The 26,685-nt window shown below is 61.8% G+C and carries 20 protein-coding genes, 2 pseudogenes and 1 riboswitch; of the genes and pseudogenes, 10 read left to right on the top strand and 12 right to left on the bottom strand.

The window, feature by feature from the left end:
• Positions 1–114 precede the first annotated feature (114 nt).
• The 5 genes and pseudogenes from HJC04_RS10580 to HJC04_RS32085 all read right to left on the bottom strand — a co-directional run.
• Positions 115–1,334: pseudogene (locus tag HJC04_RS10580) on the bottom strand (acyltransferase family protein).
• Positions 1,335–1,421: 87 nt separating this feature from the next.
• On the bottom strand, positions 1,422–2,432 hold the full coding sequence (locus HJC04_RS10575; RefSeq protein WP_210632936.1) for an ABC transporter substrate-binding protein: 1,011 nt from the start codon (positions 2,430–2,432) through the stop codon (positions 1,422–1,424).
• 69 nt (positions 2,433–2,501) lie between these two features.
• A complete protein-coding gene (locus tag HJC04_RS10570) occupies positions 2,502–3,314 on the bottom strand; it encodes an ABC transporter ATP-binding protein (protein WP_210632935.1) in 813 nt (270 codons plus the stop codon).
• Positions 3,311–4,117: an ABC transporter permease gene (locus HJC04_RS10565; RefSeq protein WP_221146057.1), complete on the bottom strand. Its 807-nt coding sequence runs from the start codon at positions 4,115–4,117 to the stop codon at positions 3,311–3,313. Before HJC04_RS10565 ends, HJC04_RS10570 begins: the two co-directional genes overlap by 4 nt.
• A gap of 53 nt (positions 4,118–4,170) precedes the next feature.
• Positions 4,171–4,287 (bottom strand): annotated as a pseudogene (locus HJC04_RS32085) (HMP/thiamine-binding protein); the annotation flags it as partial.
• Positions 4,278–4,390, bottom strand: a riboswitch (TPP riboswitch). It overlaps the preceding pseudogene by 10 nt.
• Before the next feature lie 335 nt (positions 4,391–4,725).
• On the opposite strand from HJC04_RS32085, the gene soxR reads away from it, so the two are divergent.
• From soxR to HJC04_RS10520, 9 genes are all read left to right on the top strand, one after another.
• Positions 4,726–5,196 (top strand): redox-sensitive transcriptional activator SoxR, encoded by a 471-nt coding sequence (gene soxR / locus HJC04_RS10560; RefSeq protein WP_210632933.1) that lies wholly within the window; start codon positions 4,726–4,728, stop codon positions 5,194–5,196.
• 123 nt (positions 5,197–5,319) lie between these two features.
• On the top strand, positions 5,320–6,090 hold the full coding sequence (locus HJC04_RS10555) for an SDR family NAD(P)-dependent oxidoreductase (RefSeq protein ID WP_210633042.1): 771 nt from the start codon (positions 5,320–5,322) through the stop codon (positions 6,088–6,090).
• A 103-nt stretch (positions 6,091–6,193) separates the two neighbouring features.
• Complete coding sequence (locus HJC04_RS10550; RefSeq protein ID WP_221146055.1) at positions 6,194–6,532, top strand: helix-turn-helix transcriptional regulator; 339 nt, start codon at positions 6,194–6,196, stop codon at positions 6,530–6,532.
• A gap of 78 nt (positions 6,533–6,610) precedes the next feature.
• Entirely contained in the window at positions 6,611–7,504 is an 894-nt protein-coding gene (locus HJC04_RS10545) for a LysR family transcriptional regulator (RefSeq protein ID WP_210632931.1), read from the top strand.
• A gap of 134 nt (positions 7,505–7,638) precedes the next feature.
• Positions 7,639–8,118 (top strand): formate dehydrogenase subunit gamma, encoded by a 480-nt coding sequence (locus HJC04_RS10540; RefSeq protein ID WP_210632930.1) that lies wholly within the window; start codon positions 7,639–7,641, stop codon positions 8,116–8,118.
• A complete protein-coding gene (locus HJC04_RS10535; RefSeq protein WP_221146053.1) occupies positions 8,115–9,671 on the top strand; it encodes an NADH-quinone oxidoreductase subunit NuoF in 1,557 nt (518 codons plus the stop codon). The genes HJC04_RS10540 and HJC04_RS10535 overlap by 4 nt, the downstream gene beginning before the upstream one ends.
• A gap of 66 nt (positions 9,672–9,737) precedes the next feature.
• Positions 9,738–12,617 carry a formate dehydrogenase subunit alpha gene (gene fdhF, locus HJC04_RS10530; protein WP_221146051.1) on the top strand — a complete coding sequence of 960 codons (2,880 nt, stop codon included), beginning with the start codon at positions 9,738–9,740 and terminating at the stop codon, positions 12,615–12,617.
• A 73-nt stretch (positions 12,618–12,690) separates the two neighbouring features.
• Positions 12,691–13,515 carry a formate dehydrogenase accessory sulfurtransferase FdhD gene (gene fdhD, locus HJC04_RS10525; protein WP_210632927.1) on the top strand — a complete coding sequence of 275 codons (825 nt, stop codon included), beginning with the start codon at positions 12,691–12,693 and terminating at the stop codon, positions 13,513–13,515.
• Positions 13,505–13,750, top strand: a complete 246-nt coding sequence (locus HJC04_RS10520; RefSeq protein WP_184454821.1) for a formate dehydrogenase subunit delta — start codon at positions 13,505–13,507, stop codon at positions 13,748–13,750. Before fdhD ends, HJC04_RS10520 begins: the two co-directional genes overlap by 11 nt.
• Positions 13,751–14,007: 257 nt before the next feature.
• Here the strand turns inward: HJC04_RS10520 and HJC04_RS10515 are convergent, their stop codons facing one another.
• From HJC04_RS10515 to rocF, 3 genes are all read right to left on the bottom strand, one after another.
• Positions 14,008–14,484, bottom strand: coding sequence for a chemotaxis protein CheW (locus tag HJC04_RS10515; RefSeq protein ID WP_064707940.1), 477 nt, complete (start codon positions 14,482–14,484; stop codon positions 14,008–14,010).
• A gap of 198 nt (positions 14,485–14,682) precedes the next feature.
• Positions 14,683–15,882 carry an ornithine--oxo-acid transaminase gene (gene rocD, locus HJC04_RS10510; RefSeq protein ID WP_210632926.1) on the bottom strand — a complete coding sequence of 400 codons (1,200 nt, stop codon included), beginning with the start codon at positions 15,880–15,882 and terminating at the stop codon, positions 14,683–14,685.
• Between the two features lie 22 nt (positions 15,883–15,904).
• Positions 15,905–16,840: an arginase gene (gene rocF, locus HJC04_RS10505; protein ID WP_221146049.1), complete on the bottom strand. Its 936-nt coding sequence runs from the start codon at positions 16,838–16,840 to the stop codon at positions 15,905–15,907.
• A gap of 122 nt (positions 16,841–16,962) precedes the next feature.
• Between rocF and HJC04_RS10500 the strand changes: the two genes are divergently transcribed.
• Entirely contained in the window at positions 16,963–17,400 is a 438-nt protein-coding gene (locus HJC04_RS10500; RefSeq protein ID WP_210633041.1) for an Lrp/AsnC family transcriptional regulator, read from the top strand.
• A 6-nt stretch (positions 17,401–17,406) separates the two neighbouring features.
• On the opposite strand, the gene HJC04_RS10495 is transcribed toward HJC04_RS10500, so the two are convergent.
• From HJC04_RS10495 to HJC04_RS10480, 4 genes are all read right to left on the bottom strand, one after another.
• Positions 17,407–23,829 carry a translocation/assembly module TamB domain-containing protein gene (locus tag HJC04_RS10495; RefSeq protein ID WP_221146047.1) on the bottom strand — a complete coding sequence of 2,141 codons (6,423 nt, stop codon included), beginning with the start codon at positions 23,827–23,829 and terminating at the stop codon, positions 17,407–17,409.
• 61 nt (positions 23,830–23,890) lie between these two features.
• The gene (locus HJC04_RS10490; protein ID WP_221146045.1) at positions 23,891–25,819 is read right to left on the bottom strand and encodes an autotransporter assembly complex family protein; all 1,929 of its coding nucleotides are present in this window, start codon (positions 25,817–25,819) and stop codon (positions 23,891–23,893) included.
• Between the two features lie 166 nt (positions 25,820–25,985).
• The gene (locus HJC04_RS10485; RefSeq protein WP_011427043.1) at positions 25,986–26,243 is read right to left on the bottom strand and encodes a YMGG-like glycine zipper-containing protein; all 258 of its coding nucleotides are present in this window, start codon (positions 26,241–26,243) and stop codon (positions 25,986–25,988) included.
• A gap of 220 nt (positions 26,244–26,463) precedes the next feature.
• The coding region (locus HJC04_RS10480; RefSeq protein ID WP_221102547.1) for a hypothetical protein at positions 26,464–26,685 on the bottom strand (222 nt) is incomplete at its 5' end.

Below are 26,685 nucleotides of genomic sequence, written 5' to 3'. Positions count from 1 at the left end.
ATGCTTACGTATGGTTTGTCATCGTTATAAAGAAGAAATCGGTAAGCATAAAGACGCCAAAAATGGGAGTATTTCGCGTTAACCTTAATGCCTCTAGTTGAGTGGCGTTCGAAATTATACTTCTAAAGGAGTAGCCCGATCAGGCGGCGCGATGTGAGGTGATTGCCGAAATCGATTACCGGTCGTTCCAACAGATAATAACTGAGGCTTGCCACCAGAAAAACGAGCGCCGCCGTCAGTGTGCAGGATTGCAGCCAACCGGTGACCACGTTCTCCGAGGAGGCCCCGAACGAGCCGGGGTCGAGTCTCTGGATCAATGTCAGGATGATCTCCTGCCAGATGTAAATGCCGAAGGAGATATTGGCGACGTAGCGGACAGGAGCGTTATCAAGCAGCCTGCCCAGGCCCTGGGCACGGCTGAGCGAAACGAGCGCTGTTGCGACCGCCAGTGGAAAGACTGGAAATCCATAGGGGATGTCAAGCCAGCCGTAACCTTCGGCCGAGCCGCCAGGTGATATGAGGAGGCGGTAAGCGGCAACCGAAAGGGCCAGGAGTGCCGCGGCGTCGAACCAGGAAGAGCGCCTTGCGGACAACATCACTTCGATGCCGGCGGCAAAGGCACCGAGCGCGAAGACGGCAAAGAAACCGATCGGATTATAGTTGGGCATCCATTCCTTCGCCCCGCCCTGCAGGCCATATGCCCAGCCGCGCCCAATATCGTCGAGCGCAAAGAGCCTCAGGATTACCAGATGGGCAAGAAGGACGACGGCAATGACGCAGAGCCATACGGCGCGGGCGAAGAACGGACGTCGCCGCAGCAGGGGCAAGCGAAACAGCAGGAAAAAGGCGGCCGGCAGGAGCACATAGCTGGTGACCTCGAAGGGAATGGACCAGAGCGGCCCATCGGCTTCGACGGGAAAGAACGTGCGCCAATGCCACTGGCTCATGAACAGCAGTCCCGAGACATAGCGGACGACGAGCTCCGGCGTCAGCGGCAGGGCAAGCAGCGTCAGGCTGAGGATAAAGCCGACGCTGGCGGCGAACCAGAAGCCCGGAGTGATGCGCGCCAACCTGCGGATGGCGTAGTGCCCGAGGCTCGGCATGGCGCCGCCGGCGTCGAGAGCGTGCCAGAAAGGGCGGGCAAGCAGAAAGCCGCTGAGCACGAAGAAGATGGCGACGCCGAAATTGCCGAAGCGGAGGACGTTGGCCGTCGGCGCCAATTCATCCGGAATTCTGCGCATATCCAGCCGGAGCGCGAGATGATGCGCGAGCACCAACAAGCACGCCATCGCGCGCAGAAAGTCGGCTCCGACCAGTCTGTCCTGTGCTCGCATGTCGTTCCCGCCCCGCTCGATTCGGCTCAAACCGCCCAAGCTCAAAGCATTGCCGCGGAAGGCCGCGTCGGCAAGGGCGGGTCGGGATCAGCCGAGGAGTTCGTTGGTGTAATAGGTGGAAAAGTCCGGCTTCTCCCTGAGCACGACGCCATTCGCATCAACCAGGATGCCGTTCTCAAGCAGGAAGCCGCCGATGGCATCGGCCTTTGCCGGGTCAAGGGTGCCGATCACGCCGGCCTCGGATCTCAGGAAATGGCCTTCGATCAATGCCTTCTGGGAAGCCTTTACCAGTTCCGTGTTCATCAGTGCGCCGTTGCTTCCCGATATCAGCAGTTCGCAGGCTTCGTCGGGATGGTCGATGGAGTAGACATAGCCTTGACGTGTGGCCTGGATGAAGGCGCGGGCGTGTTCTCGACTGGCCGAGAGATAGGCGTCGCTGGAAACGATGACCGTCGTCTGCTCGTCGGGAATGCCGTAATCGGAATAGTGGAAGCGGCTGATCTTCCGCTTCTCCAGCTCGGCGGCGATGCCTTCCCAGGTGTAGATCTCCAGCGTGAAGTCAATCGAGCCATTGTCCAGCGCCTCATAGGCGGAGGTGCCAAGGGTGACGGTCTTGACGTCGCCCTTGCCGCCGTCATTGCGGATCATCGCTGAGACCAGCGCGCTTTCCCAGGTGCCGCCGAAGCCGCCATAGGTCTTGCCGTCGAGATCTCTGGGACTCTTGATGTCGTCGCGCCCGCCCTTGAAGATCAGGCGTGCGGTTTCCGTCTGGACGACGCCGTAGACCATCTTCACGTCACCGCCGCCAGCGCGCTGCGTGAGAGCCTCGATCTCGCTGCTGATGCCGAAGTCGGCGACCCCGTTCGACACCAGCGTGCCGGCGCTGGTGTCGGTAAAGGGCAGAATCTCAACATCGAGGCCGGCGGCCGTGTAGAAGCCTTTCGCCTTGGCGACATAGATGCCGATGTGGTTGGTGTTGGGCGTCCAGTCGAGCGCGATACGAACCTTTGCGGGCGCCGATTGAGCGAAGGCGGCGCGGCCGGCGAGGCTTGTTGCGATAGCGGCGAGGATCGTCTGTCGACGGGTGAGAAGCAGCATGGTGACCTCCTCAGGTCTATTAGAGCAGGATCCCGAAAAGTGTGAGCGGTTTTCGGACGACATCGTGCTCTAACTCTTTAAATTGGAACAGGATTCAGATTGCAGGCCGACCGGCCTGAAATCATCCTGTTCTTGCGGATGAAGCAGGGTTTGCAGGATTTCAGTCTCGATTGCCTGGGCCGCGGGCGAACCGAGATCAGCGATGCTTCTCGGGCGGGGCAGGGAAACGCGGAATTCGCGGATGACGCGGGCCGGGCGGGCAGACAGCACGTAGATCCGGTCGGAGAGGAAAACGGCCTCGCGAACATCGTGGGTGATCAGCAGCGCCGTCCAGCGATGTTCGGTCCACATGTCTTGCAGCCACTCCTGGATCTGGATGCGAGTCAGCGCATCGAGCGCGCCGAAGGGCTCGTCGAGCAGCAGCATGTCCTGCTTCTGGATGACGGTGCGCAGCAGTGCAGCACGCTGGCGCATGCCGCCGGAAAGAGAGGCGGGGTAGTGATGCTCGAAGCCGGCCAGGCCAAACCGCTCGAAGAGGGGCGCGACAGCGGCGCGGGCGGCCCGCCGATTCATGCCCCTCACTTCCAGGCCGAGCACGGCATTGTCGATGATCCGGCGCCAGGGCATCAGCGCATCGCGTTGCGGCATGAAGGCAAAGGAATGCGGCGTCTGTTCCAGCGCCGCACCGTTGAAAAGCATGTTGCCGGAATCCGGCCGCAGCGCCTGAGTCAGCAGTCTCAGCACGGTCGATTTTCCCGAGCCGGATGGGCCAACGATCGAGACGAACTCGCCGTTTGCGACCGCGAGCGAAATGTCGTCCAGGACCTTCATGCCGTCGAAGGACTTCGAGATGTTGCGCAGCTCAAGCATCTGACCGGTCATCGGCGCCGTTCCTTGGATGGCTGCCAGGGCATGACGAAACGCTGGATAACCACCGTCAGCGCGAAGAGGCAGAGCGTCAACACAGCGCTGACGATCACGGCGGCGAGCACGAGATCGGGACGGAAATTGTTCTTGGCGTTGAGGATATAAATGCCGAGGCCGCTTGCAGCGCCGGCATATTCGGCAAAGATCGCGCCGACGACGGCATAGGTGATCGAAATTCGAAGGCCGGCGAAGAAATAGGGCAGCGACGAGGGAAGCCGCGCCAGGCGGAAAATGCGCCAGCGACTCGCCTTCATCGAATTCAAGAGCTCGGCGATGTCGCGATCGGTCGCCTCATAACCCTGAAGCAGGGCAACGAGCAGCGGAAAGAAAGTGACGAGCGCCACCAGCAATATCTTCGGCAAAAGGCCGAAACCGAACCAGAGAACGACGAGGGGTGCGATCGCCACCAGCGGCAGAGTCTGGCTGGCGATGAAGATCGGCAGCAGTGCCCGACGCATGAAGGGCATGAAATCCATCAGGATCGAAGAGGCGAAGGCGAAGGCGAGCGACAGGGCGAAGCCGCCGAGTGTCGCGCCGAGCGTCGGCCAGGTGTTTGATATCAGCCCCTCTCGGTTCAGCCAGCCCTGGATAAGAATACGCGAAGGCGCCGGCAGAATGGACGGTTTGATGCCGGAAAGATCCACATAGAGTTCCCATGCCGCCAGAAAGGCAAAGCCTGCGAGCAAGGCGGGCATTGCCCGGTACACGGCGAGACAGAGCGTCGCAAGGCGCGAATCCGATGGTCGTGGCGATGTCATCGGCGTTCGATTTCAGGCTTTCGTCTGGCCGTTAGCGCAAACCTGTCGAGGACATCGGTCTCGATGCGCAGCCTACCGCGATTGGGGGCGGTTGCCTTGACGGCATCGAGAGGGATGCCGGCGGAATTGCCGGACGTCGGGTAGAGTGACACTTGCGCGCCGGAACACATTTGGACCTCGCTCCGCTGGCATTACCCAGATCAGCTTAGAAGGGTCCGGAGGCTTGCGCCTCGCATCTCAGCCCCGGCGATACAGAGCTCCCCTGTCATTCGGCGAAAACTATCATCGGGGTTTTGTTGCCGCAACCGCAAAATTACAAACCCGTCCGGCCGGCCGGGACGGGGCGCAGATGAAAAAACACCCGGACGAGGTCCTGTCCGGGTGTTTTCCGAGGTTCCGTACCTGCCGGGAACGGAACCCGAGCGCTCGCCTCTCGGGCGGCTATATCGGCAGGGGCGATCGGTACCAGGGCGGACAAGCGCCGATGCCATCATTTCAGCTTCGTATCGACCGGATGATCTCGCTGTCGCTCCTTCCTGCGCCCTCGCGCTTTACGGCCGGGGGAGCAGGGGTTATAAAACCTCAACTAATATTGAGGTCAATGGGCGATGAATAGGATTTCTGCGACGCCGCTCGGCAGGCTTCTGACAGTCGGCGAAGTGGCGCAACGCAGTGGTCTTGCCGTCTCGGCACTGCATTTCTACGAAGCCAAGGGGCTGATTTCGAGTATCCGCACGCGCGGCAATCAGCGGCGATACGGACGCGATGTGCTTCGCCGGCTCGGCATCATCAAGGTGGCGCAACGTGTTGGCATACCGCTTTCGGAAATCCAGACGGCATTTGCCTCCCTGCCGCAGGGACGCACGCCGACGGTTGCCGACTGGCAGACGCTGTCGGCGCGCTGGAAGGATGAACTCGACGCGCGAATCAGGCGGCTGAGCCTGCTGCGAGACCGCCTGACCGGCTGCATCGGCTGCGGCTGCCTGTCGATCGAAAGCTGTCCGTTGCGCAATCCCTTCGATCGGCTCGGCGAGGAGGGGCCAGGCGCACGGCTGCTGGAGACCGAAATCGACATATGAGCTTTCAGGGAAAAGCTCTAGCCTCTGGCGGAAAGATGATGCCGCCTTTCTTTCGGCCGGCGCGCTCATATGTTAAGGGCGAATGGCGCAACAGGCGGCATTGTCCGCGAGGAGGACGGCTTCGTGTTCCATCCGAGACTATTCGAGAATCGCAATGTCATCGTGACCGGCGCCGGGCGGGGCATCGGCCTCGAAGTGGCCCGGCAGTTCTTGGACTGCGGCGCAAAGGTGATCGTCCATATCGGGCGCAAACCGGGACGCGAGCTGCCGGATTTTCTGCTGACGGCTGAATCCGAAAGACGGGCGCTGTTGCTGCACGCCGATTTCACCGCCGTTGGCGGCGCTGCGCAATTTGCCGAAAATGCGCTCGCCTTCTTCGACAAGGTGCATGTGCTCGTCAATAACGCCGGCACCATGCTCGGCCGTTTTCCGGCTGCCACACTGACCGACGCAGATTATGAGGCGATCGTGCGTTTGAACCAGACGTCGGTGGTGGCGCTGACGCGTGCGTTGCTACCGGCATTGAAGGCGGCGGAAGGCGCTGCCATCGTCAACACCGTTTCAATTTCCGCGCTGACCGGCGGCAGCCCCGGTTCTTCGATCTATTCCGCCTCGAAAGCCTTCATTTCAACCTATTCCAAGGCGCTTGCCCGCGAGCTTGCGCCGGATGGCATCCGCGTCAATTGTGTCTCGCCCGGAACGATCGAGACGGATTTCCATGAGCGCTATTCTTCCCGCGAAAAGCTGGAGCAGACGAGAAAGTCTATTCCCTTGCAGCGGCTGGGCACAGCGGAGGATTGCGCTCCGGCCTATCTGTTCCTGGCGGCACCCTCCCTCTCCGGATACATTACCGGCCAGGTCCTCGAGATCAATGGCGGCCAGCTTATCTGCTGATTTAGTTAGACCTTTTTTGACATTTGATCACTTTTGGCAAATTCGCGTGTGCGAATATGCTATTGGGCTGATCTGCCTTTTCGCTTCCCTTCCGAGATGTCGAATGCCATTGCCCAAGCCCGAGCCGGGAATGTCCGGTCAGGAATTGCACAAACTCGCTGGAAACGCTCGTGAGGCGAGCGATCTGCTGAAGGCGCTGGCGCACCAGACCCGACTTCTAATTCTTTGCATACTCGCGACCGAGGAGCGGACGGTGGGTGAAATCGAAAATATCCTCGGCATTCAGCAGGCGATGGTCTCGCAGCAGCTCGCGCGTTTGAGGCTCGAAGGCCTTGTCAATACGCGCCGTCAGGGCAGGCTCGTCTATTACCGTATCGGCAATACGAGCGTGCTTGCCTTCCTCGAATCGCTGTTCGATCTTTTTCCTGCAGAAAACAATTAGCACCCGCCCTTGCGGAGCACGGTTGCTGCGTCGAAGATAGGCTGATCCGGATGATTTCGCGCCGGATCGGGAGACCGGATGATCGACAAGCTGGAATTTTTCATCGCCCTTGCCAACGAAAAGCATTTCGGCCGCGCCGCCGAGGAGTGCGGGATCTCGCAACCGACACTTTCGGCCGCCATCCGGCAGCTTGAAGACCAGCTTGGTGTCATGCTGGTGCAGCGCGGCTCGCGTTTTCAAGGGCTGACGCCGGAGGGGCAGCGGGTGCTTGAATGGGCGCGGCGCATCGTCGGCGACGCCCGCACCATGCGCGAGGAAATGCGCGCCGCCCGCCGTGGTCTTTCCGGCCACATCCGCCTCGCTGCCATTCCGACCGCGCTCGCCATGCTTTCGCGCATCACTACGCCCTTTCAGGAACGACATCCCGGAGTGACCTTCTCGATCGTCTCGCGGAACTCGCTGCAGGTGCTGAGCATGCTGGAAAATCTCGAAATCGAGGCCGGCATCACCTACCTCGAAAATGAACCGCTTGGCCGCGTTACGACCGTGCCCCTCTATGCCGAGCGCTACAATCTGATCACGGCCGCAGGCAGCCCGCTTTCCGATCGCGACAACGTGACTTGGCGGGAAGTCGGCGATCTTCGGCTTTGTCTATTGACAGCTGACATGCAGAACCGCCGCATCATCAACCGGCATCTGACGGAAGCCGGCGCCACGGTGCATCCGACGCTCGAATCCAATTCGATGATCGTGCTGTTCTCGCATGTCAGGACCGGTCGCTGGGCGAGCATCATGCCGCGCAACGTCGCGAAATCCTTTGGTTTTCCCGTGGAAATCCGGATGATTCCGATCGTCGAGCCTGAGGCGCATCATCTGGTCGGTCTTGTCGCGCCTTATCGCGAGCCCTTCACCCCGCTCGTTTCGGCCCTATTGCACGAAGCGAGAGTGCTCGTGCGGGATGAGGAGCTTTGATAGAAAAAACCTATCATTCCACGAGATAGCTTTATTGATCGTCATCGGCTTCCCTGAGATGTTGTCTGCACGATGGCGCTCGGCTGGGGAGGCCTGCCATCCCGAAACGAGCAAGCCGCCGGGAGGGCTGCCTGATGACCATTCATATCGCCGGAGGCGATATCGCAGCGCGTACACGGACCATCGTCGCCGACCTGCGCTTCCTTGAGGGACCGCTGCTTCCCATTCTGCACGAGGTTCAGCGAGAATTCGGTTATGTGCCGCAGGAAGCCCTGCCTGTGATTGCGGAGGAATTGAACCTCTCGCGCGCCGAAGTGCACGGGGTGATGACATTCTATCACGATTATCGCGACCATCCCGCCGGCCGCCACGTGCTGAAGCTCTGTCGCGCCGAGGCCTGTCAGTCGACGGGCGGCGATGCGTTGGCTGAACGCGTCAAGGCGCTGCTGGGCATCGATTTTCATCAGACGACGCTCGACGGCGCCGTGACGCTGGAGCCGGTCTACTGTCTCGGCCTTTGTGCCTGCGCCCCGTCGGCGATGCTCGACGGCGAGGTTTATGGCCGGCTCGACGATCAGCTGGTGGCGGAACTCGTTGCGGAGGCACGTCGATGACAGTCAAGATCTATGTTCCGCGCGATGCCGCTGCGCTGGCGCTCGGGGCCGAAAAGGTGGCAAAGGCGATTGCCCAGGAGATCGCCGCCCGCGGCTTCGATGCAGAGATCGTGCGCAACGGCTCGCGCGGAATGTTCTGGCTGGAACCGCTGGTCGAGGTCGAGGCCGCCGGCAGGCGCATCGGCTACGGGCCGGTGAAGGCAAGGGATGTGCCTGCTCTGTTTGACGCCGGAATGATGAACGGCGGCGGCCACCCGCTCTGTCTCGGGGGGGTTGAAGACCTCCCCTTCCTGAAGGAACAGACCCGCCTGACCTTCGCCCGCTGTGGCATCACCGACCCGCTTTCGCTTGGCGATTATGAGGCGCATGGCGGCCTTGCCGGCCTTCGCCGCGCCGTTTTGATGACGCCTGTCGAAATCGTCAAGGAAGTCACGGATTCCGGCCTGCGCGGACGCGGCGGTGCCGGTTTTCCCACGGGCATCAAGTGGAAGACGGTTCTCGATGCCAGCGGCGAACGCAAATATATCGTCTGCAACGCCGACGAAGGTGATAGCGGCACCTTCGCCGACAGGATGATCATGGAGGGCGATCCCTTCGTGCTGATCGAGGGCATGGCGATTGCAGGGCTTGCGACCGGCGCCACGAAGGGGTTCGTCTATACCCGTTCGGAATATCCGCATGCGATCGCCGTGATGAGCGAGGCCATCGGCATTGCCCGGCAGGCCGGCATTCTCGGGCCGTCAGTGCTTGGTTCGGGTCGCGCCTTCGATATCGAGGTGCGCACCGGCGCCGGCGCCTATGTCTGCGGTGAGGAAACGGCTCTCTTGAACAGTCTGGAAGGCAAGCGCGGCATCGTGCGCGCCAAGCCGCCGCTGCCGGCGCATAAGGGCTTGTTCGACTGTCCGACCGTCATCAACAATGTGATCTCACTTGCCTCGGTGCCTGTCATCCTGGAGAAGGGGGCCGCCTTCTACCGCGATTTCGGTATGGGCCGCTCGCGCGGCACCATTCCGCTGCAGATCGCCGGCAATGTCAGATATGGCGGCCTCTATGAGACCGCCTTCGGTCTTTCGCTCGGCGAGATCGTCGACAGGATCGGCGGCGGCACGAGGACCGGCCGACCGGTCAAGGCCGTGCAGGTCGGCGGACCATTGGGCGCCTATTTCCCGCGGGCTCTGTTCGATACGCCTTTCGACTACGAAACCTTCGCCGCCAAGGACGGGCTCATCGGCCACGCCGGCGTCGTTGTCTTCGACGACACGGCCGATATGCTGAAGCAGGCGCGTTTCGCCATGGAATTCTGTGCCGTCGAAAGCTGCGGCAAATGCACGCCCTGCCGCATCGGTTCGACCCGCGGCGTCGAGACGGTCGACAAAATCGCGCGCGGCATCGAGCCGGAGAAGAACCGGGTGCTGCTTGGCGATCTCTGCAATACCATGAAATTCGGGTCGCTCTGTGCGCTCGGCGGTTTCACGCCCTATCCCGTGGTGAGCGCCATGACGCATTTCCCGGAAGATTTCGCGCCGGCGCCGGTCGTGGAGGCGGCTGAGTGATGATCTTCCAAGCTACAGTCGCATGCCGTGACTTGCTCAATTCCATTTCCGTACAGGAGGCCGACCATGTCTCTCATCCATGAAATCGACTACGGCACTCCCGCTTCGAAATCCGAAACCATGGTGAGGCTCACCATTGATGGGCAGCAGATCAGCGTGCCGGAGGGCACCTCCATCATGCGCGCATCGATGGAAGCCGGTATCGAGGTGCCGAAGCTCTGCGCTACTGACATGGTCGATGCCTTCGGCTCCTGCCGGCTCTGTCTCGTCGAGATCGAGGGCCGCGCCGGCACGCCAGCCTCCTGCACGACGCCGGTGGCGGCAAACATGGTGGTGCACACGCAGACGGGACGATTGAAGGATATCCGCCGCGGCGTGATGGAGCTTTATATTTCCGATCATCCGCTCGACTGTCTCACCTGCGCTGCCAATGGCGATTGCCAGTTGCAGGATATGGCCGGCGCTGTCGGCCTGCGCGACGTGCGCTACGGCTATGAGGGCGACAATCACGTCAAGGCGCGCAGCAACGGCGACATCAATCTGAAATGGATGCCGAAGGACGAGTCCAATCCCTATTTCACCTATGATCCCTCGAAATGCATCGTCTGTTCGCTCTGCGTACGCGCCTGCGAGGAAGTGCAGGGCACTTTCGCGCTGACGATCGAGGGGCGCGGTTTCGGTTCCCGCGTGTCACCCGGCATGCATGAGAATTTCATGGATTCCGAATGCGTTTCCTGCGGCGCCTGCGTCCAGGCCTGTCCGACGGCGACGCTGACGGAGAAATCGGTGATAGAGATCGGCCAGCCGGAGCATTCGGCCGTCACCACCTGCGCCTATTGCGGCGTCGGCTGCTCCTTCAAGGCGGAGATGCGCGGCGAGGAACTGGTGCGGATGGTGCCGTGGAAGGACGGACAGGCCAATCGCGGGCATTCGTGCGTCAAGGGCCGCTTCGCCTACGGTTATTCCACTCACAAAGACCGCATCCTCAACCCGATGATCCGCGAAAAGGTCAGCGATCCCTGGCGGGAGGTGAGCTGGGACGAGGCCTTCGCGCATGTGGCGTCGGAGTTCCGCCGCATCCAATATCAGTATGGCCGCGACGCGATCGGCGGCATCACCTCCTCGCGCTGCACCAATGAGGAAACCTATCTGGTGCAGAAGCTGGTCCGCGCCGGTTTCGGCAACAACAATGTCGATACCTGCGCCCGCGTCTGCCACTCGCCGACCGGCTACGGTCTCGGCCAGACATTCGGGACCTCGGCCGGCACGCAGAATTTCGACAGTGTCGAACAATCCGATGTCGTCGTCATCATCGGCGCCAACCCGACGGACGGCCATCCGGTGTTCGGGTCGCGGCTGAAGAAGCGGCTGCGCCAGGGGGCGAAGCTCATCGTCATCGATCCGCGCCGCACCGATATCGTCCGGTCGCCACATGTCGAGGCTTCCTACCACCTGCCGCTGAAGCCGGGCACCAATGTCGCAGTGATGACGGCGCTGGCACATGTGATCGTCACCGAAGGGCTCTACGACGAGGCATTCATCCGCGAGCGCTGCGACTGGTCGGAATTCGAGGACTGGGCGGCTTTCGTCGCTGAGCCGCAGCATAGTCCCGAACAGACGGAGGCTTTCACCGGCGTTCCGGCGGCGGACCTGCGCGGTGCGGCAAGGCTCTATGCCAAGGGCGGCAATGGTGCGATCTATTACGGCCTCGGTGTCACCGAACACAGCCAGGGTTCGACCACGGTGATTGCGATCGCCAACCTGGCGATGGCGACCGGCAATATCGGCCGCCCGGGCGTGGGCGTAAATCCGCTGCGCGGCCAGAACAATGTGCAGGGCTCCTGCGACATGGGCTCTTTCCCGCACGAGTTGCCCGGCTACCGGCATATTTCCGACGATGCGACGCGCGATATCTTCGAGAAGCTATGGGGTGTGAAGCTCAGCGACGAGCCGGGTCTGCGCATTCCGAACATGCTGGATGCGGCGGTCGACGGCTCGTTCAAGGGCCTGTACGTCCAGGGCGAGGACATTCTCCAGTCCGATCCCGATACGAAACATGTCGCCGCCGGGCTGGCGGCGATGGAATGCGTCGTCGTGCAGGACCTGTTCCTCAACGAGACTGCCAACTACGCCCATGTCTTCCTGCCGGGCTCGACCTTCCTCGAGAAAGACGGCACCTTCACCAATGCCGAGCGGCGCATCAACCGCGTTCGCAAAGTGATGACGCCGCGCAATGGCTATGGCGACTGGGAGGTGACGCAGAAGCTTGCCCATACCATGGGACTCGACTGGAATTATGCCCATCCGTCGGAGATCATGGATGAAATTGCCGCGACGACGCCGAGTTTCGCGCTTGTTTCCTACGATTACCTCGACAAGATGGGTTCGGTGCAGTGGCCCTGCGACGAGAAGAACCCGCTCGGGTCGCCGATCATGCATGTCAACGGTTTCGTGCGCGGCAAGGGCAAGTTCATCCGCACTGAATATGTGGCGACCGACGAACGCACCGGCCCGCGCTTCCCGCTGCTGCTCACCACTGGCCGCATTCTCAGCCAGTATAATGTGGGAGCGCAGACCCGGCGGACGGAGAATGTCGTCTGGCACGCGGAAGACCGGCTGGAGATCCACCCGCACGATGCCGAACAGCGCGGCGTCCGCGATGGCGACTGGGTGAAGCTCGCCAGCCGCTCCGGCGACACCACGCTCCGGGCGCTGATCACCGATCGTGTCGCGCCGGGCGTCGTCTATACGACCTTCCATCACCCCAATACGCAGGCCAACGTCGTCACCACCGACTTTTCCGACTGGGCGACCAACTGCCCGGAATACAAGGTGACGGCGGTGCAGGTCTCGCCGTCGAACGGGCCGAGCGACTGGCAGCTCGAATATGACGAGCAGGCGCGGCAATCGCGCCGCATCGCCGGCAAGCTCGAAGCGGCGGAGTGACGATGCAGGGGCGATTTGGTGTTGTCGGCAAGATCCTCCTTCCTCTCCTAGGGGAGAAGAGGAGGCGTCCGTGATGACTTTCGCCACCACCGCCCGTGCTCCCGAAACCGCCCGCCGCAACGGCGTCATGCACAGCGGTTCGCGCATGGTGCCCGAGGAAGTGCCGATCGCCTTTTCCTATGGCGGCAGTTCGCATGCGGTGATGATGGCGACACCCGCGGATCTTGAGGATTTCGCCGTCGGTTTCAGCCTGACGGAAGGAATTATCGCCAAGCCGGCGGAGATATCCGCCATCGAGATCGTCGAGGGCGAGCAGGGCGTTGACGTGCAGGTCAGCCTTGCCGACGACGTCGCCGATCGGCTGCGGGCGCGCCGCCGCAGCATGGCCGGCCCGGTCGGCTGCGGGCTCTGCGGCATCGAATCGATCGAACAGGCAGTGCGGCCGGTGCCCAACGTCTCAACATCGCCGTTGACGCTGTCTCACGCGGATATCGTTCGGGCCGTTTCGCTTCTGAACGAGGCGCAGCCGCTGCATCGGCAGACGCGGGCCGTACATGGCGCTGGATTCTATCTTCCCGGCGGCGGGCTCATTGCGGTCCGTGAAGATGTTGGCCGCCACAACGCGCTGGACAAACTCTGCGGCGCCGTCATCCGCGCCGACGAAAGCGGCGGAAACGGCGCGGTCGTCGTCACCAGCCGGCTGTCGGTCGAGATGGTGCAGAAGGCGGCGATCCTCGGCAGCCCCGCGCTCATCGCCATTTCAGCGCCGACAGCCCTTGCCATCCGCACGGCCGAAGAGGCCGGCATGACGCTGGTCGCGCTGGTGCGCGGCGAGGATTTCGAGATTTTCACACACCCGCACCGCATCTTGCCCGGAAGCATCGCCGATGTCGCATGATACCAAAACCAAGCTTGTCTATATGGCAAATCAGATCGCCACCTTTTTCAAGAGCCAGCCGCAAAACGAGGCCGCGCAAGGGGTCGCCACGCACATCAACAAATTCTGGGAGCCGCGCATGCGGCGGCAATTGTTTGAAATTCTCGAGAAAGAGGAGAACGGTCTGGATGCACTCGTGCTTCAGGCCGCTCCCATGATCCGCAAGCCGGAGGCGGAGGCAAACCAGGTCCGGTAATCCAAAGTGGCATCTGCCGGAGGGGAGGCAGCAGCAAGCTGCCTGGTCATGCGCCACTGCATACGTCATGAAATCTAATCGATTTAAAATATACGAAGTTCGAAGTGTTACAGCGTCCTTTGCGCGCCGGAAAATAACGCCGCCCGCCGCCAAGAGCACGATGATCACGACCAGACAAGCAAGTCTAGATTTCCGATGGCAAGCAATAAAAAACCGCCAAGAGCGGCGGTTTTCCGATATCCCATTGTTCTGGCAGATCAGGCGGCCAGTTCATCCGTCTCGTTTTCCTTGAACATCTTCGCGAGGTTCAGGAAGCAGATCATGCCGTTTTCCGAAGCGATGATGCCTTCGCAGAAAGCGCGGTCGAAGGAGGCGGTCACCTCGGGCACCGGCTGGACCTGGCTCGACGAGATGGTGAGAATGTCCGAGACGCGGTCGACGAGCATGCCGATGACCATGCTGTGAACTTCCGCGACCACGATGGCGCTGCGTTCGTTGGCAACGGTGCTCTTCATGCCGAGCTTATAGGCGAGATCAATGATCGGGATCACCGAACCGCGCAGGTTCATGACTCCGATGACATCGGCCGGCGAATGCGGGATCGGCGTCGAAGGCGCCCAGCCGCGGATTTCGCGAATGGTCGTAGTCTTGACGCAAAATTCCTGATCATGCAGGCGGAAGGCAATGATCTCGAGCGTATCGCCGCTGAAGCTAGTGGAATTGATCGTGGCCATTAGAATTCTTCCCAACTGTCGTAAGCCAAAGCAGAAGCGGGTGCGCCACCATTGGCGCCAACGAGCTTTGCCTTCACACCACGCGATGACTTTGCACTTGGCAAAGCATCGTTACGGTTAGCAACGACATTAACGGAAGAGTGTTGCCCAAATCTAAATCGGGAATGGAAGCGTGAAGCTTTTCCGCCCCGATCTATTTCAGCCGATCGTTTTTTCGATCCGCGAGACGGCCCAATCGACCTGCTCCCTCGTTATAACAAGTGGCGGAGCGAGGCGGATCGTGTGGTCATGGGTGTCCTTGGCGAGAAGGCCGCGCTCCTTCAGCGCATGGCAATATTGCCGCGCGCCGCCGGCTTCGGGCTCCAGCTCGATCGCCATCATCAGGCCACGACCGCGCACCTCCCTGACAATGTTGGAGCGGATCGACCTCAAGCCTTCGATGAAATAATCACCCATCGCGGCGGCATTGTCGATCATGCCTTCCTCCACGAGCACCTTGAGGGCCGTGCGCGCCACCGCGCAGGCGAGCGGATTGCCGCCGAAGGTCGAGCCGTGCTGGCCGGGCTTCAGCACGCCCAGCACCTCGGAATTGGAAAGGACGGCGGATACGGGATAGAAGCCGCCGGAAAGCGCCTTGCCGATCAGCGTGACATCGGCCTCTATGCTTTCGTGCTCCTCGGCCAGCAGCTTGCCGGTGCGGCCGAGACCGGTCTGGATCTCATCGAGGATCAGAGTCACGTTGTTATCAGTGCAGAGTTCCCGGATACGGGTAAAGTAACCGGCCGGCGGGATGATAACGCCGGCTTCGCCCTGAATCGGCTCGATCAGGGCTGCCACGGTATTGCCGTTGATCGCGGCCTTGAATGCCTCGGCATCGCCGAAGGGAATGATGCGGAAGCCAGGCGTGTAGGGGCCGAAGCCAGTGCGGGCGTCGGGATCTGTGGAGAAACTGATGATGCTCAGCGTGCGACCATGGAAATTGTCGGCGCAGACGATGATCTCCGCCTTGCCTTCAGGTACGCCCTTGACCTCATAACCCCACTTGCGCACCGCCTTGATGGCGGTCTCCACCGCTTCAGCGCCTGAATTCATCGGCAGGATCTTGTGCGAGCCCGTAAGTGCGGCAAGCTCCTCGTAGAGATGGGCGAGTTGGTCGTTGCGGAAGGCGCGGGAGGTGAGCGTCAATCTGCCGGCCTGCTCGATCATGGCGGCTAGGATTTTCGGGTGGCAATGGCCCTGATTGACGGCAGAATAGGCCGAGAGGCAATCGAGATAACGGTTGCCGTCGGTATCCCAGACATACACGCCTTCGCCGCGCGTGAGCACCACGTCGAGCGGCTTATAGTTGTGAGCGCCGAGCCGCTGTTCCGTGGCGATCAGTTTTTCCGAAGTGTTCATGGCGCTTCTCCCTCAGCCTTGTCTATGCGGCACGTGTCGGACGATCGAAGATGCGGCGGCCGAATAGGCTTGCCGTCAGTTCCACCAGGATGCGGGCGCTTTTGCCGCGATCATCGAGAAACGGATTGAGCTCGACGAGATCGAGCGACGAGACGAGGCCGCTGTCCGAAAGCATTTCCATGACAAGATGCGCCTCGCGGAAGGTCGCACCGCCGGGCACCGTCGTACCGACGCCGGGGGCGATGTCGGGATCGAGGAAATCGAGATCGAGGCTGACATGCAGCAGGCCGTTGGCCTTGGCGACAACAGCGAGAATCTCCCGCATGATAGCGCCGATGCCCTGCTCGTCGATGGCGCGCATATCGAAAACGTTGACGCCGTGTTCATGGATTTCCTCGCGCTCGCGCGCATCGACCGAACGGATACCGACCTGGAAGACATTCTTCGGGTCGACGAAGGGCCGGTTCTTCGGGAGGATTTCGGCGAACTCCGCCTCGCCGCAGAAGAAGGCAACGGGCATGCCGTGCATATTGCCGGAGGGCGACGTGGCCGGAGAGTTGAAATCGGCATGGGCATCGAGCCAGAGCACGAAGAGCGGGCGCTCCTTGCTGGCGGCATAACGCGCCATGCCGGAGACGCTGCCCATCGACAGGCTGTGATCGCCGCCGAGAATCAGCGGAAAGCGGCCGGCGGCGGCGACGTCATAGACGCTGCTTTCCAATGCGCGGGTGAAGGCACCGACGATCCTCAGATTGTGGGCTTTCGGATGATTCGGCAGATCCATCGCGGGCACGATGGAGAGATCGCCGATATCGGCGACGTCGTGGCCGAGATCAATTAGGGTCTGGTCGACGCCGGCAATCCGCAGCGCCGCCGGCCCCATGGCGGCGCCTCTGCGACCCGAACCTTCTTCCAAGGGTGCGCCGATGAGGGTGACAGATCGCGATTGCGCATTCATTCGATGGCTCCGTGTTGAGGCCTGTTTCGGCCGATAGTGGGATAAAGGGCTGGCGGCAAAAAGATGGAAAAGTGCCAGAAATGGATTATGATTGCGCAGATTGGTAAAGCTATTTTGACAAAGTGTTCGACGTGGACGATCTCGATACCGAACTTCTGAGTGCCCTTCGCCACAATGCCCGCATGTCCGTCTCGTCGCTGGCGGCGATGACCGGTGCATCGCGGGCAACGGTCGCCGCCCGTATCGACCGGCTGGTCGTCAGCGGCACCATCGTCGGCTTCACCATCCGCACCAGTCACGAGACGCGATCCGCCGGCGTGCGCGCTATCGTCATGATCGAGGTGCTCGGCAAGCTCGCCGACAGGGTGGCCGATCAGCTCAGGGGCCTGCCGCAGGTGCGCGCGCTTCACAGCACCAACGGCAAATGGGATTTCGTCGCCGAGCTGGAGGACCGCGATCTTGCCGCCTTTGACGAGACGCTGCGTCGAATCAGGTTGATCAACGGCATCAATTCGACCGAGACCAACATTCTTCTCAAAACGAGCAAGACGGGTTTCTAAGCCGCTTCAATATTCCCGTTCATAGACGATGCCTGCTTCGCCGGCGCCATTGCCGCCGGCGGCTCCCCGCAATTTGACACCGCGGCCGACATCGAGATTGATGATGGCCTTGGCGCCGGCCGAGCCGCCCTGCTGCAATTCGAAATAGGTACGGTCGTTGAGATAGCGGCCGACGCTGACACTCGTCTGGCCCTTCTCGTCGGTGCTGACGTCGAAATCGTCAACGCCGAGCTGGTTGCGCAGACCCTCGAAAAGCGAAGTGGAGCGGTTGCCGGCCAGCTGGCTGACCGCGTCGGCGAGCTGGGCGATCTGCACCGGCGACAGCTTCGACATCGACTGGCCGAAGATCAGCTGCGCCAGCACCTCGTCCTGCGGCAGCTGGGGCGAAGAGGAAAAGGTGATCGAAGGATCGGTGGCAAGGCCTGAGACATCGACCGTCAGGGTCGTCGTGCCGGAGGTGGAGGTCGCTTCCATGTCGAGCGCTGGCGTCAGGTCGCCGGCAAAGGTGATTTTGCTCTTGTCGGAGAAATTGAGGCGGCGATTGAGAATGGTCAGCCGTCCGCGGCGCATCGTAAAGCCGCCGGTGACGATGGGTGCTGCCGCCGTTCCGCGGATCGTCACGCGGCCTCCAAGCTCGGCATCGATGCCGCGGCCGCGCACGAAGATCTGCGAGGGCGCATCGATTTCGAGGTCGAGCGTGATAACGGAGGACTTTTCGCCCGGCTTTTGCTTGCCTTCATCGCGCAGCTGCGCCAGCACTGCTCGCGGTGCATTCTTATGCCGGATGTCGATTTCACGCAGCGAGGTCGGCAATCTCTCCGGGACGGTGATCGAGGTCTTGTCCAGCCGCAGCTTACCGCTCAGCGTCGCGCTCATGATCGGCCCGCGCAGGCCGACTGCCCCGTTGACGGTGGAGACGACGAGCGTTCCGTCGACATAGACGGCCTTGTCGAGCTTGATCGAAATGTCGGCGGGAAAGCCGCCGGCGGGCTGGATGCCGATGGTGCCGCTTGCCGAAATCGTGCCGCCGCCGCCAAGATTGCCGCTGAGGCGCGAGATGACGGCCTGGTTGCCATTGAAGGTGACGATGGCTGCGACATTGTTGATGGCAAGATTGCGCCTGACGTCGACGAGCTTGGCCCCTGATGTCGAGACAGTGCCGTTGATGATGGGTGCTGCGGCCGTTCCGCCAATCTTAAGATCGACGTTGGCGACGCCGTCGGCGACAAAGCCCTGCTGTGCGAGCGGCGCGCCAAGCACGGCGAAAGGAACATTGCCGTTGAAGCGCATGTCGATGGCGCGGTTGCCCGATATCACCACGCTGCCGCCGCCCTTCAGCGACATGCCGGCGTCGCCGGCCAGGCTGGTGTCGACCGTCAGCCTGTTGTCGGCAAGCTTGCCGGATGCCCCGATGCTGAACGGCGAAAGACCGGCGCCTTTCGTCTGGCTCGTCGCGGCATTCTTCCAGTCGACCTTGAAATCGACGGCGGGTGAGGACAGCGTGCCCGTCGCTTTGGCCGTCGCCGAGATGGTACCCTCGGCTCCGATGCCCGGAACAAAGCCGTTGGCGATGGCGGCCGGAACATTGGCAGCGTTCGCGGTGACGTCGATCGATCGGATCGTTGTGCCTGCAATGGACAAATTACCGGCGGCCTTCAGCGAAATGCCGCCGCCGCCGCTGAGGTCGGCATCGAAATCCAGTCGGTCGCCGGCATATTTTCCCGTCGCCGCCAAGGCAAGCCGGGAGAGGCCGGCGGCCTTGGTGTGGCTGGTCGCGGCATCTTTCCAGTTGAGCTTGAAATCGACGATCGGGTCTGCCGGCGTTCCCGATGTCTGGGCGCTCGCCGACAGTGTGCCTTCAGCACCAAGGCCGGGAACAAAGGCATTGGCGATATTTGCCGGCAGCGCCGGAATGTCGGCATTGATCGAAAGGTCGCGGATGGCCGTTCCCGCGATCGTCAAGCCACCCGCCGCCTTGGCCAACATGCCCTCCTTGCCGGCAAGGCTGGCATCGAAATCGACCCTGTCATTGGCGAACTTGCCGGAGGCCACGGCGCTCAAACCCGACAAGCCGCTGCTCCTGGTCTGCGCGGTGGCGGCGTTCTTCCAGTCGAGCTTGAAATCGACGGCGGGTCTTGGCAGCGCGCCTGAGGCGGATGCCGTTCCCGACACCATGCCCTCCGCGGCAAGACCCGGAACAAAGCCGTTGGCAAGGGCTGCTGGCAGATTGACGAGATCGGCCTTGACGTCGAGGTTGCGGACCGAGGCGCCCGATATCGCCACATTGCCCGCGGCATTCAGCGAGAGGCCGTCCTTGCCGCCAAGATTGGCGTTAAAGGCGAGCTTGTTGTCGACGAGGTGTCCCGATGCGGCAAGCGCCAGGCCGGAAAGATGCGCGCTTCTGGTGTGGCTGGTTGCGGCATCCGCCCAGTCGAGCTTGAAATCGGCCTTGGGTGCAGCGGGTGTTCCTGCTGCCGAGAGCGTGCCGGATATCATGCCGCCGGCCGCAAGATCGGGGACGAAGGCATTGGCGAGAGCGGCGGGGAGTTTGACGATTTCGGCATCGACTTTCATACTGTCGATCGTCGTACCAGCAAGAGCGACGTTGCCCATGGCCTTCAATGCGAGACCTTGATCGCCACCGGCGGCCGCGTTGAAATCCAGCTTGTTATCGGCAAATTTCCCCGATGCGGTAATGTCGAGAGCGGCAAGGCCGGCACGCTTCGTGTGGCTCGTCGCGGCGTCTTTCCAATCGAGGTCGAAATTGGCGGTCGGGGCGGAAAGCGAGCCCGCAGCCGAGAGCCTCCCCGAGACCGTGCCTTCGGCAGCGAGATCGGCGACGAAGCTGTTTGCCAGGCTTGCCGGGACATTTGACAGTGTCGCATCGGCCGCGACCGCGCTGATCGTCGTGCCGGTAACGGCGGCATTGCCGTTCGCCTTCAGCGAGAGGTTGTTGGCGCCGGCAATCGCGGCGTCGAAATCAAGCTTGTTGTCGGTGAATTTTCCGGACGCGGTGACGCCAAGACCGGCGAGGCCGGCCCGTTTCGTGTGGCTCGTCGCGGCGTTTAGCCAATGGAGATCGAAATCGGCGGTCGGGGCTGCAAGCAGCCCGCTGGCCGCGACCGTTCCGGAGAGCGTGCCTTCTGCTGCGAGATCGGGAACGAAGCCGTTGGCAATAGCTGCCGGGATATTGTCCAGTGTTGCGTCGACCTTGACGTCACCGATCGTCGTCCCGGCGATATCCACGTTGCCGTTTGCCTTGAGCGAGAGCCTGTCGGCGCCGATGGCTGCGGCGCCGAAATCGAGCTTGTTGTCCACGAATTTGCCAGATGCGGTCACATCAAGAGCCGCGAGGCCGGCGCGCTTCGTGTGGCGCGTCGCGGCGCTTTTCCAGGCGATGTCGAAATTGGCGGTTGGAGCCTTAAGGGAACCGGAGGCGGTCACCTTTCCCGTGATCGCGCCTTCGGCGGCGAGATCGGAAACGAAACCATTGGCGACCTGCGCAGGCAGGTTGAGGATATCGGCGTTGATATCGAACGCCGGCGCCGTCGGATCAGCGAGCGCGACGTCGCCGCGGGCCTTGAGCAACAGGCTGTCGGCACCGGCGATTGTGGCGTCGAAATCGAGCTTCTTGTCGACGAATTTACCGCTGGCAGTGATGCCGAGCGGTGTCAGGCCCGCGCCCTTAAGCTGCCCTGTCGTCGCATCCTTCCAGTCGAGTTTGAAATCGGCGATGGGTGCTGCCGGCGTTCCCGTCACGGCAATCGTTCCCGAGATTGTGCCGCCAGTCGAAAGATTCGGCACGAAACCGTCGACGAGTGACGCCGGCAGCTCCTTGATGACGGCATCGAGCTTCAGCGTCTCGCCGGCCGAACCGGTAACCGATACCGAGCCGGCGCCGGTCTTCAACGTCAGCCCGTCCAGATTGGCGACACCGCCGGTGACCGTGACCCGCGTCGGCGCAGCGAGTTCGATCGGAATGTTGCGGGGGCTTGCCGAGAGTCGATCGAGGTTGAAGCCGATATTGCCGGCGGCCATCTCAATCGTACCGTCCGCCATCACGGGATTGCCGCCATAGGCAGCATCGAGGTCGAATTTGGTGCGGTCTTGCTGTTTGGTAAAGCTGAGAGAAAGTCCGCCAAGTTTGTTCGCTCCGGCAGCCAGTTCCTCGGCCCTGACCGTGCCGTTTGCGGCAAGGGCGCTGAGATCGCTGACCGTGAGGTCGATATCCGGCTTGACGATCGCCAGCGTATCGCGGCGGATCGAGGCGCCTGACGCAACAAGCTTGAGCGCGATCTTGCCGCCGTCGCTCTCGATGCCGAGCGACCCTTTGAGATCTCCTTCGGCTTTCTGTCCGCCAAGCGCTGCCAGCAAGCCGATCTTGGGGAAATCGAAGGTCAACGCGCCCGAGGGTGCAAAGGAGGGCGAGAGCTCCAGATTGCCGGTTAGCCGGTTGCCGCCGATATCGGCGGTCAGTGCGGGAATGCTCGTCCTGCCGTTTTCAGAACGGACGTTGCCGCTGATGCCGATCGGCTGTCCGTCGATCGTGCCGGTGGCCGCAAATTTCCCCTGCGGCGCCTTGGGATCGGCGATACCCGACAGATCGACATTGAGGTTGGCGAGCATGCGATCGGCCATCTCAAGGCTGGGAGCCTTGAGATTGGCCGTCATGGAGATCGCCGGCAGTTCGCCTCCGACTCTCAGCGCGTAACCTGCTCCGCCACTCGCACCCGCAATCAGCTTGCCGATATCGGGCAGCCGACCTGAGAGATCGGCGTTCAACATCGAGCCGTCGAGCGCGACGTTGCCGGCGGCTTCAAGCGTGCCGGATTTCAGGACGAGGTTGGACAGCGCGAATTTCGACGGGATAGTGCCGGTCACCTGGCTTTCGAGCGTGATCGGCTGATCAAACCTGCTCGCCGCCGCGGCCGGCAGGGCCGCCGGCTCGACGCTCAGCTTGACATTGCCGGTCAGCGCTCGGTCCCCCAGCCGATAGGAACCGTTGAGGCTGCCGTTGATATTGGCGCTTTCGACGGTGGTGCCATTGAAGCCGATGTCTCCCGGCGAAATCTGGAGCGGCGCGGCGATCGTGATAGGGCCTTGAACTGCGCGGTTGAGGTTCGGTTCGGCAAAGGTTGCGTCGCCGGCCACGAGGCGCAGCTGAACGCTGCCGGAACGAGCGGCAAGATTGAAGGCGTCGCTCTTTGCCGTCAGCTTGACGTTGCCGATATCGGCCTGCGGCAGGGTTGCGCTGTCGAGCGAGCCGCTGAGGCTCAATCGGGCGGTCTGCGCGTCGCCTGTTAGAGCAAGGTTCAGACCCGATATCAGGAAGCGCGCTTCGCCTTCGGCGAGCGGCCAGCGGAAATCGACAGGGCCGGATGTGCCGAGCAGATTGGCGTTCAGGCTGTTGTTGCCGGTCGGGTCAAGCGCGCCCGATGCGGCGATGACAACGCTGCCGGTGGCGATATTGCCTGTCTGGATATCGATCTTGCCATGGTCGTCGAAGGTGGCGGCAAGGTCGATATTGGTCTGGCCGGCGAAAAGAGGCCGGAATGCCGCGGGAAGAAGCGAGCTCAGGTCACCGCCACCCTTGAGATCGAGATGGTGCAGCCCGTCTGCGCCAATCGCATGTCGGCCCTCGATTGCAGCGCGCTGTTGCCCGTCGAGCGCAGCCTGCATTTTGCCTGTCCAGTCGGATATCGGTCCCTGGCCGTCGAGGTTGATGTTGACGGCAGGATTGCCAGGCAGGCCGAGGAAGCCCGCCAAAAGCCCACCCTTCGGCTCGGCAAGCTGCGCCTTCAGCCGCAGCCGGTTTTCGGCCGGAGCGTAGGCGATATCGGCGCTAAGCCGCGCATCCGGAACTGCGTGGCGGCTGACATTGACCATCGCTTCGCCGCCGTCGCCATCCGCCGTAAGGCTGCCTACGGCGGCGAGCGCGAAGGCGCGTCCCGCAAAAGCTTCGGCGAGTTTGATATCGGGCAGGGCCACATGGTCGACATCGACCTTAACCGGAAGTGCGAAGCCGCCGGAATTTTCTGCGTTGGGCCGGGAGGGCAGGGTGCGCACCGGCTTGCGCAGCACGCTGATCGTCTCGATCTGGAAACGCTTGGCGTGGAATGTTCCCGTCAGCAGCGCCAGCGGGTTCCAGTCAATCGCCACGCCGTGAATTTCCGCAAAAACGCCCCTTGTGTCGGATAGGGAGATTTCGGCGGCGCGAAGCCCGCCGGTCAAAAGCCCCTCCGGTTCGCGCACCTCGATCGTCATGTCGCGGTTGGAAAGGGTGGAGGCGATCCTTTCGGTGACGATGCGGGCGCCAAAGGAAGTGAAGCCGAAGATCGCAAGTGCCGCGACAGCGAGAATCAAAATGGCGCCGACAGCAAAGCCTGTGACCCGCACGATCCAGTTGATGATTTTTGCCAGCGTTTGCATCGGCGCGGACTACCCCGTTTTCATGCGGCCCACAGATCGGAAGGAACCCGAATCGGCAATCCTAGAAGGATTGGCCGATGCCGGCATAAATTCCATAATCTGTGCCATCTTCGTACTTGTTCAGCGGCACGGCAAAATCAAGCCGCAGCGGCCCGAAAGGTGTGGCATATCGTATTCCCGCGCCGGCGCCGGCGCGGATATCGGAAAAACCCGGAAAGGTGCTGTCCGATACGGTGCCGACATCGATGAAGGGCACGAGGCCGATCGTATCGGTGATCCTGAAGCGGGCCTCCAGCGACCCGGTCACATAGGAGCGGCCGCCGGTGGCATCGCCGTTGTCGTTGTAAGGCGAGATTTCCTGAAAGCTGTATCCGCGCACCGAGCCGCCGCCGCCGGCGAAAAAGCGTTGCGTGGCAGGGATATCCTCGATCCCGCCGCCGCCGATCAGCACGCCGGCGGCGACCTTGCCTGCAAGCACGAGGCGATCTTCGGCGCCGAACGGAAGATAGCCGGAGATCGAACCCTCGAACGCCGCATAGGGGATGGCATTGAAGATCTCGTAGCCGGGCTTTGCCGACACCGTCGCGCGATAACCTTCGGTCGGATTGAACTTATCGTCGCGTGCGTCACGATCATATTGAAGCGGCAGAGCGATGGTCAGATAATCGTTGGTGCCGAATGCGTCGTCATCACGCTCCCAGCTGACTTCGCCGCTCGCCGACACCGTGTCCTTCTCGGTCAGTTCATAGGAAAGGCCGAGCGAGGCGGTGACGAGCGTCGCATCATAAGCGTCCGGATTCTGGGTCTTGGCGATGATGCCGGCCTTCAGCGTGGCGGCCGGGAAGAAGGCGCCGGGCTTGGTGAAGAGGATGCCGGCCGAATAGTCGAGGCTGCCGACATCGGTGGTTTCACCGAGCCGCGAGACCGAGCCTTCGATCCTCAGCGTCTCGGCTTCGCCGAACAGGTTGCGGTGACCCCAATAACCCTGGATGCCGAGGCCGTCGGTGGTGGAATATTGCGCGCCGACGCCGAAATAGCGCCTCTTGCCTTCGGACACCTCGATCGTCATCGGCAGCGTGCCGTCCGGCGCCAGCGCATCGCCCTCATGAATGGTGACGCTCGAAAAGACGCCGAGGGCGCGCAGCCGCTCGCCGGCCTTCTTCAGCGTTTCCGGCGAATAGGGGTCCCCTTTGTTCAGCCGGGAATAACGCTGGATGAACGCAGGCCGCACGGTTTTTTCGCCGGTGACCCCGACATCGCCGATCGGGGCGACAGGCCCGCCTTCGGCAGCAAGCACGATGTCGACCGTGTCGCTCCTGTGATCGGCTACGACCTTGCGTTCGGTCAATTTGGCGAAGGGCCGGCCTTCGCTTTTCAACTGCTCGACTATTCTGTCGCCGGCCTTGATGATGGCGAGCGAGCCGGCCTCGGCGCCGGGGGCAAGGTCGTAGTCGGCGGGATTGCGATCCGCGGCGTCGCCGCCGAACTGCACCTCTCTGACCTTGAAAACAGGGCCTGGTGTTATATCGACTGTGACGGGGACCGGCCCGGAGCGGTCGAATGTCGGATTGGGCGGCAGGTCGTCGATATTTTTGCCGTCGATGGTGATCGTCACCACTCCGCCATACCGGGCCTTTTCATAGAGCGCAGCGACCAGTCGCTCGCGGTCGTCACGCGCCTTGACGACGATGCCGAGATCGCCGGAGACGGGCTGTTTCTGGTCGCTGACAAGGCGGGAGCTGTTTTCGAGCGCTTCCCTGAGATCCGGATCGGCGGTGTCGGCCTTGAGGTCGACGTGATAGCGCACCGGATCAGGCACCTGTTCGCTCTCATCCTCCTCCTTGCCGAAGATGGTGATGCCGAAAAGCTTGAAGGCGTAAGCATCGCCGATCAGGACCGGTGAGAAAGCAGCTGCCGCTGCGACCACCATCATGGTGCCTGTTCGCCGATACGCAAAACCTATTTTCGGACTTGTCCCTCTAATCCGCATCCGCTGCTTTTGGTTACGCCTACATGAAGCTTCGTTGCCCAGCCGTGAACAGCTTAGCGGCAAAATCGCGCAGGGTGTACCATTTTAAATTGCCCACGCGCTAATTCGGTACAAAAAATCCCGGATGTGTGGCCGGGATTTCCTGTGTTGCCGTTTGTCAGCGCCCTCAGCGCGGGCAAGCATCGATGTAACGGCGGCCGTAGCGGTCGCGATAGTAGCACTGGCCGGGCTGTTCCGCGACGCTGCCGATCAGGGCGCCCGACACGCCGCCGATGGCGGCTCCGACCGCAGCACCTCGGACATTCCCGGTCACTGCGCCGCCAATGACGGCGCCGGATGCAGCACCAATACCGGCACCCTGCTGGGTCGGCGTGCAGCTTGCGACTGACAGGCCGATCAATGCGAGTATGACAGCTTTTTTCATCTCTTTCTCCTGGGTTATCGCCCAATGGGCATAGGCCGTCCCTATTGTTTTTTTGGCACGCTAGCCCGAAAACTATGTCGGAAGAAAGGGTTGTCCACCAGTGCCGCGATTTTTTTGCAGGACGAGTGTCGTCGCGGGGCCTGTGGTTTTGCGATTTCCATCGCGCTGCGCCCTATCAAACTGGCGGATGATTGCGCCCATATTTTTTATCTGGAATCATTCAAAAATCTGGGCCTTTTGCCGCAGTTGATGTTAAAGCAAAGGGTAAGCATTGACGCGCGGACGTCCGATCGGCAAGAACGGCCGCGTGATACTGGAGCATATGATGGATTTCGAAGCATTTTTCAAAAACGAGCTGGACGGGCTTCATGCCGAGGGCCGCTACCGCGTTTTTGCCGATCTCGAGCGTCACCGCGGCAATTTCCCGCGGGCGACGCGCCAT

Origin of the sequence: Rhizobium sp. NLR8a (genome assembly GCF_019685235.1) — a bacterium.
Classification (GTDB): Bacteria; Pseudomonadota; Alphaproteobacteria; order Rhizobiales; family Rhizobiaceae; genus Rhizobium.
This window is presented reverse-complemented; position numbering and strand designations above follow the sequence as displayed.

Coding starts and splice junctions, on each gene's coding strand:
- HJC04_RS10535 (WP_221146053.1), top strand. CDS start 8,115: ATGACAGTCAAGATCTATGTTCCGCGCGATGCCGCTGCGCTGGCGCTC.
- fdhD (WP_210632927.1), top strand. CDS start 12,691: ATGACTTTCGCCACCACCGCCCGTGCTCCCGAAACCGCCCGCCGCAAC.
- HJC04_RS10490 (WP_221146045.1), bottom strand. CDS start 25,819: ATGCGGATTAGAGGGACAAGTCCGAAAATAGGTTTTGCGTATCGGCGA.
- HJC04_RS10550 (WP_221146055.1), top strand. CDS start 6,194: ATGCCATTGCCCAAGCCCGAGCCGGGAATGTCCGGTCAGGAATTGCAC.
- HJC04_RS10545 (WP_210632931.1), top strand. CDS start 6,611: ATGATCGACAAGCTGGAATTTTTCATCGCCCTTGCCAACGAAAAGCAT.
- rocF (WP_221146049.1), bottom strand. CDS start 16,840: ATGAATGCGCAATCGCGATCTGTCACCCTCATCGGCGCACCCTTGGAA.
- rocD (WP_210632926.1), bottom strand. CDS start 15,882: ATGAACACTTCGGAAAAACTGATCGCCACGGAACAGCGGCTCGGCGCT.
- HJC04_RS10575 (WP_210632936.1), bottom strand. CDS start 2,432: ATGCTGCTTCTCACCCGTCGACAGACGATCCTCGCCGCTATCGCAACA.
- HJC04_RS10565 (WP_221146057.1), bottom strand. CDS start 4,117: ATGACATCGCCACGACCATCGGATTCGCGCCTTGCGACGCTCTGTCTC.
- HJC04_RS10520 (WP_184454821.1), top strand. CDS start 13,505: ATGTCGCATGATACCAAAACCAAGCTTGTCTATATGGCAAATCAGATC.
- fdhF (WP_221146051.1), top strand. CDS start 9,738: ATGTCTCTCATCCATGAAATCGACTACGGCACTCCCGCTTCGAAATCC.
- HJC04_RS10495 (WP_221146047.1), bottom strand. CDS start 23,829: ATGCAAACGCTGGCAAAAATCATCAACTGGATCGTGCGGGTCACAGGC.
- HJC04_RS10540 (WP_210632930.1), top strand. CDS start 7,639: ATGACCATTCATATCGCCGGAGGCGATATCGCAGCGCGTACACGGACC.
- HJC04_RS10570 (WP_210632935.1), bottom strand. CDS start 3,314: ATGACCGGTCAGATGCTTGAGCTGCGCAACATCTCGAAGTCCTTCGAC.
- HJC04_RS10485 (WP_011427043.1), bottom strand. CDS start 26,243: ATGAAAAAAGCTGTCATACTCGCATTGATCGGCCTGTCAGTCGCAAGC.
- HJC04_RS10515 (WP_064707940.1), bottom strand. CDS start 14,484: ATGGCCACGATCAATTCCACTAGCTTCAGCGGCGATACGCTCGAGATC.
- soxR (WP_210632933.1), top strand. CDS start 4,726: ATGAATAGGATTTCTGCGACGCCGCTCGGCAGGCTTCTGACAGTCGGC.